The following is a 5022-nucleotide window of genomic DNA, read 5'->3' as shown; positions in this document are numbered from 1 at the left end:
TCGCTCGGCTGCGTGCTCGCCTTCACCGTGACCGGCCGCAGCCCCTTCGGGACGGGGCCCGTCCACGCGGTCGTCTTCCGCGTGGTGCACGCCGACCCCGATCTTCGGGGAGTGCCCGCGCCCCTGACCGCTCTGGTGGCGGCCTGCCTGGCCAAGGACCCCGCCGCCCGGCCCAGCCTGGAGCAGGTGCTGGATCGCCTCGCCACGCTCGCCGCGCCCGGCCGGCGACAGTGGCTGCCGGAGCCGCTCACTCAGGTCATTACTGAGCGCCGGACCATGGCATTGACCGCCTTGCACGACCCGACCACCACCAGCGGCGGCCCACAGATGATCGTGCCGCCGTCCGCTCAACCAGATCAGCCGCGCGCACCCCAGCCGCTACTGGTCAACGAACGCCGCCGACGCCACGGCAGTGAACCGCGGTGGCCTGTCCACATCGTCTACGGGCTGCTCGCTCTGTTCACCCTGATCTCGCTGATCACGGTTGTCCACCAGGGCTACCTCCTCTACAACATGGGGTGGGGCTTCCACGTGGTAGTCGATGACTACGAGCCGGCTACCACCATCATGTGGGTGGCTCAGAACGTCTTCGGCCTGGGACTGGCGGCGGCGTGGCTGCTGTGGTTCCACCGGGTACGCGTCGTCGCCGAACGACTCGCGCCCGGCCGGCTGCGCTACCGCCCTTCCATGGCCGTGTATGGCTGGCTCATCCCGATCGGCAACCTGTGGCTGCCCAAGCAGATCGCCGACGACGTCTGGCACGCCTCCAGCCCGCCGGGACGCGATGGCACGACCGCCCCGGCCGGTCTCCTGCACACATGGTGGATCTTCTGCCTGGTCACTTGCCTCCTGACCTGGCCCTTGTTCTGGATCGATGGGACGACACTCCTCGAAATGGAGTACGGGCATTACGAAATCACGTGGGTGACCTGGGCCAGCGCGGTCGTGCACACACTGGTCCTACCGGCGGCGATCGTCACCGCCCTGTTCGTGCGGCGGCTGGGCGCCATGCAGGCGGCCAGACTCGACAGCTGACGGCCGAGCCCCGGCACGTCGGCTGTCGAGCGTTCCGAATCGAAGATTTTGGGGTGTTCCTGGATGGTTCTGACTGGCCCCCAAAGTGTTGATTGCGGCGGGCTGGTGGCATATACCCGAGCGGAGGGCCGTGTAGGCGCTCCTCACGGTCCGATGCAGCCAAGCCGGTGTCCATGGTCGTCGACCTCCACGAGGAGCTCCGTCCCATGATCGAGTGGTTGGGCAGTCACACCTTCCCCGAGCATCGGCGGTATGAACTGCTGGCCCGGCTGGTCTGGTCGGCAGGAAGCGATGATCCTCGGGTGCTGGCTGCCGTGGTGGCCGAGCGGGCTGCCCGGCCGTGCCAGGTGATGGTCGCCGCGCCGGTGTCTGAGCGCGTGGCCGTCCTGGGCGACGACGGCCGCTACCATCTGCTGGTCGATGGCCGCTACCGATGCATGGCGCTCGCACGGGGGCGACGCACACTCAGGCCCCACGGGTCGGCGTTGCCGCACGAGCAAAACTGCTCCTGGTGGACTTCCGACGGGAAGATCTACCGGGTCAACCCTCCTCCCGGCGAGAGCTTCGAGCGTGGTCGGCAAGGCTCAGTGACGGTGCGTTGGGCGGTGCTGCCCACCAGGGAGCGCACCGACCCTGCATTGGTACCGGTACGGCAGCGGTGCCGTACCGGTACCAATTGGCACGATTGGCCGCCTTATCGCGGATCGGTGCTGGGATCGATCGTCCACGTGTTGGCCGAGGCCTTCGGCCCCTCTTGCCAGATGTGCGGCTCAGGGCTCGGCCTCTACGTCGATCATGACAAGCAGACGCAACTGGTGCGCGGTCTGGCCTGCCACCACTGCAACACCTGGGTCGATACCTGCCCGCACCCGAGCGGCTGCCGATGGGCTGAGTACCTCAACAATCCGCCTGCCGTCCCCCTAGGACTCCTCTATCCGAGCGCAGCCCTCAGCAGGAAGCCCGATAGCCGCCAGCCCGGCCTGGCGCGCCTGCGACGCTGCGCGCTGGCCGAGGCGCGATGTGGGGCACCCACCAAGAACGGCACACCATGCCGAAACCTGCGGGCAAGCTGGCCCTTCGGCGGCATCACCTTGTGGGCCTGCGTCGCCCATCTCGACCCGGATGTACGCGCCGCTCTGTCGCTCGCCCAGGCCAGAATGCGCGATGACGCGGCTGGCTGGATCGAGGTGCCCGACACCTGGCGCAACTGCCTGCCTGCCCCATCGGCGTACTGCCAGGCGACGGCACCCATCACGACCTTCACCGCGTGCGCCTGCCCATCACGCCCGTGAACTCCTGGCTGCAGATGTTGGCCTGCGCGCCTCGTACCTTGGACTGTCGGCAAGCCTCGTGTCACCAGGCCCGGGTGGCTCTATACCTGAGTTGCGACAGCGTTTGTTGGCCGGCCGTGACAGCGGTCGTGTAGTCCGCCGGACTGTGTTGCTGAGTTTTTGACAGCACCCAAGTGGTTGCGGTGGGACTATCAGGGTGCTACGCACCGTGAGGGAGCCCACGTGCCTCGCATGTCGAAGGTCGAGCTGTACGCGGCGATCCGCCGCGATGCTCGCACTGGCATGTCCAACCGGGCACTGCAAACGAAGCACGGCGTCGGGTTCCGCACGGTGCAGAAGGCGTTGGCCTCGGCATGGCCTGAACCACGCAAGAAGCTGCCACAGCGAACGTCCAAGATCGCCCCCTACAAGAACGTGATCGATCAGATGCTGCGCGCGAACCTGGACGCGCCGCGCAAGCAGCGTCACACCACCAAGCGCATCTTCGACCGGCTGGTGAGCGAGCATCACGCGGTGGGAGTGTCGTATCAGATGGTTCGCGCCTACGTCGCGCAACGCCGTTCCGAGATCTGGACCGAGTCGGGCCGGGGCCCGAGCAAGGCGTTCGTGCCCCAGTCGCACCGGCCCGGCGCCGAGGCCGAGGTCGACTTCGGGGAGGTGACCATCCGATTGGCCGACGAGATGGTCAAGTGCGTGCTGTTCTCGTTGCGGCTGTCGTATTCGGGCAAGGCCGTGCACCGCGTGTTCGCCTCCGGCGGCCAGGAAGCGTTCTTCGAGGGACACGTCCACGCCTTCAGCGTGCTGGGAGGGGTGCCATTCGGCAAGGTCCGCTACGACAACCTCAAGGCCGCCGTCGCTCAGGTTCTGGGGTTCTCCCGTGCCCGGGTGGAGACCGCACGCTGGACGGCTTTCCGCTCCCACTACGGGATCGAGCCGTTCTACTGCCAGCCTGGTAAGCAGGGCGCCCACGAGAAGGGCGGAGTGGAAGGCGACATCGGCTGGTTTCGCCGCAACCACATGGTGCCGATCCCCGATGTCGCCTCACTGGCCGAGCTCAATGTGTTGATCGACGCTTGGGACCTGGCCGACGAGACACGGCGGATTGGGAACCGCGCCCGGACCATCGGGGAGTACTTCGCCATCGAGGCCCCGTTGCTCAAGATGTTGCCCACCGAGCCGTTCGAGACGGGGCTGCTGCTGACGCCGCGGGTGGACCGCTACAGCCAGATCACCGTGCGCACCAACCGGTATTCGGTGCCCGCCCGCCTGATCGGCCGCAGGGTGCGGGTCATGCTGCACGCCTCAGAGCTGGTCATCTACGACGGGACGGGAAGAGGTCGCACGGCACGAACGGCTCCTGGCGAAAGCCGCGAGCCGGCTGGAGTTGGACCACTACCTGGAGGTCCTCATCCGCAAGCCTGGCGCCCTGCCGGGAGCCACCGTCTTGGAGCAGGCGCGCGCCGCGGGCAAGTTCACCCCCGTCCACGATGAATGGTGGGCGGCTGCCTGCGAAGCCCACGGCGACGCGGCCGGCACCCGCGCTTTGATCGAGGTGCTCCTGCTGACCCGTCACATGGCCCACGAGCACATCGTCACGGGGATAGTTACCGCAATCCGGGCTGGTGCGCTGACCGCTGATGCCGTCGCCTTGGAGGCTCGCAAAGCCGCCGACTCTGACTCCTCCACCAACACCAGCACCGAACCCGTCACCGCATCCGGCTCAGTACCGACCGGCGCGACGGTGACCTTCCTGACCGAGCGGCGCCTGGCACACCTGCCGCCCGATAACCGGCCGCTGCCCTCGGTGGCCGCCTACGACCAGTTGCTGCGACATCGCCGACCCGCCGCGCAGCCGTCCGCCCAGGGAGACACCTCATGACCTTTCCCCGCCACCGCGGATTGACCGAGCAAGCCGCCCAGGCCGCCGTGGACTCGGCCTGTCGGATGCTTCGGCTGCCGACCATCCGCCGTCAATTCGGCGAGTTGGCCGACACCGCGACCCGCGAGCAGATGACCTATTTGGGCTTCTTGGCCGAACTGCTGATGGCCGAATGCGACGACCGCGCGCGCCGCCGCTCCGAACGCCGGATCAAGGCCGCCGCTTTCCCTCGTGACAAGTCACTACGCGAGTACGACTTCGACGCGAACCCCCACATTGACCCCGCCGTCATCCACACCCTCGCCGCCTGCGAATGGGTGAAGAAAGGACAGCCGCTCTGCCTCATCGGCGACTCGGGCACCGGCAAGTCCCACCTGCTCATCGCGCTGGGCACCGAGGCTGCGATGAAGGGCTTCCGCGTCCGCTACACCCTGGCCACCAAGCTGGTCAACGAACTGGTCGAAGCCGCCGACGACAAGCAACTGTCCAAGACCATCGCCCGCTACGGCCGAGTCGACCTGCTCTGCATCGATGAGCTGGGCTACATGGAACTCGACCGCCGCGGCGCCGAACTCCTCTTCCAGGTGCTAACCGAGCGCGAAGAGAAAGCCAGCGTCGCCATCGCCTCCAACGAGAGCTTCGGCAAAGCGCACATGTTCGAGCCAACAAGTGTGTGGTTCGGCTGAAACTTCACACGTTGGAGCAGCTATTCGGGCTGGGGCGGGTGTGTCCAGTTAACGGTGTATCTCGATCTTGATTAGTTATCGGGTCGTTGGGGTCAGGCGGCCGTCGAAGGTGATGGCGAAGGCGTTCAGG

General features: G+C 66.9%; 3 protein-coding genes and 1 pseudogene. All 4 read left to right on the top strand.

The genetic code is table 11. The features are described 5' to 3' along the window. The coding region (locus tag ACWEJ6_RS54215; protein ID WP_452433571.1) for a DUF4328 domain-containing protein at positions 1–1035 on the top strand (1035 nt) is incomplete at its 5' end. Positions 1036–1241: 206 nt separating this feature from the next. Continuing rightward, positions 1242–2327, top strand: coding sequence for an endonuclease domain-containing protein (locus ACWEJ6_RS54210; protein ID WP_452433570.1), 1086 nt, complete (start codon positions 1242–1244; stop codon positions 2325–2327). Between the two features lie 231 nt (positions 2328–2558). Beyond that, positions 2559–4206 (top strand): annotated as a pseudogene (gene istA, locus ACWEJ6_RS54205) (IS21 family transposase). Next, positions 4203–4892, top strand: coding sequence for an IS21-like element helper ATPase IstB (gene istB, locus ACWEJ6_RS54200; RefSeq protein ID WP_452433569.1), 690 nt, complete (start codon positions 4203–4205; stop codon positions 4890–4892). The pseudogene istA and the gene istB overlap by 4 nt, the downstream one beginning before the upstream one ends. Positions 4893–5022: the final 130 nt, after the last annotated feature.

It is taken from the genome of Nonomuraea sp. NPDC004702 (assembly GCF_053601695.1).
Note: the sequence above shows the minus strand (reverse complement) of the source record. Positions and strands in the feature narration are given on the sequence as shown.

Bases quoted from the DNA above. Each gene is read 5' to 3' on its own strand.
- ACWEJ6_RS54210 (WP_452433570.1), top strand. From the start codon at position 1,242: ATGATCGAGTGGTTGGGCAGTCACACCTTCCCCGAGCATCGGCGGTAT.
- istB (WP_452433569.1), top strand. From the start codon at position 4,203: ATGACCTTTCCCCGCCACCGCGGATTGACCGAGCAAGCCGCCCAGGCC.